The organism is Paenibacillus tyrphae (genome assembly GCF_027925525.1).
In the GTDB taxonomy this organism is placed as follows: domain Bacteria; phylum Bacillota; class Bacilli; order Paenibacillales; family NBRC-103111; genus Paenibacillus_G; species Paenibacillus_G tyrfis_B.
The window spans coordinates 1-1,275 of record NZ_BSDJ01000079.1; the positions used below are offsets into that span (position 1 = coordinate 1).

The following is a 1,275-nucleotide window of genomic DNA, read 5'->3' on the forward strand; positions in this document are numbered from 1 at the left end:
TGGACATGCTTAAAGTGGCTTTGCAATTGGAAGAACCATGGAAGCTGACGTATATTGAATTTGACAATCAGGATCAAGCTTGGCACCTGCATTTGGATTTTGAGCGAGGCGCTATCTTTGCATGCCCCCTGTGTGGCGCTGAGTGTAGAGCCTATGACAGCGATATAAAGCATTGGCGGCATCTGGATTTCTGGGACTGGAAAACCTTTATGCATGCGAGAATGCCAAGGGTGAAGTGTACTTCTTGCAACAAAGTAACCCAGGTGTATGCCAAGTGGGCCAGACCCCTTTCGCATTTCACCTTGCTGTTCGAAGCATGGGCCATGCGCTTGATGGCCGAAATGCCGGTTAACGCGGCCGCCCGGGAACTACGGGAGCACGATACCCGTATGTGGCGGATTTTCCACTACTACGTGGATAAAGCCATGTCGGAGCTTGATGTTACGCGTGTAAAACGCATTGCCATTGATGAGACATCCTCCAGACGCGGTCACCGCTACATTACCTTGTTCGTGGACGTAGACCGAAAGATTGTCCTCTTTGCCACGGAAGGTAAAGGAATGGATACCTTGGAACGTTTCAAAGTCCACCTTACCGAAAAAGGCGTTGCCGCGGACGCAATCCAAGAGGTCTGCTGCGATATGTCCCCCGCATTTATCCGCGGTATTGAAGAGTACTTCCCGAAAGCGGAAATTACCTTTGATAAATTTCATGTGATGAAGCTGGTTGGTGAAGCGGTCGATGAGGTGCGCATCCAGGAACAGAAGCAAAAGCCCGAACTGAAACGAACCAAATACATCTGGCTGAAAAATGAAGTAAATCTGAAAGCGGAGCAAAAGGAAACCCTGCATCGCCTGAAGGATAGCAACCTGCTGACTGGACGCGCATACCGGTTGAAACTTGCCTTGCAAGAGCTTTGGACGACTCCTCACGTATTTGCAGATCTGTTTCTTCGGGAATGGATTGGTTGGGCCACACGTTCCCAGCTTCCACCGATGGTAAGCCTAGCCAAAACCATGAAGCAACATGAAAAAGGGATCCTGCGTTGGTTCCACAGCAAAATGACGAACGGTTTGCTGGAAGGCATAAATGGGCTGGTACAAGCAGCTAAACGTCGAGCCAGAGGCTACCGCAACGTGGAAAACTTAATTGCGATGGTCTACATGACCGCCAATAAGCTCCGTCTTCCGGAGCTCGCGGCACGCCGAGCATAAATCCCCTTACCGCCTTCTGACCCCGCTTCAGATGTTGAAACAGCGGTCAAGCGCTCTACTT

Annotated in this window: 1 protein-coding gene; it reads left to right on the plus strand. The window is 50.4% G+C overall.

The window, feature by feature from the left end; translation table 11 throughout:
* On the plus strand, nucleotides 1–1,214 hold a 1,214-nt coding region (locus tag QMG93_RS34910; protein ID WP_281944502.1), incomplete at its 5' end, for an ISL3 family transposase.
* Between the last annotated feature and the right edge of the window lie 61 nt (nucleotides 1,215–1,275).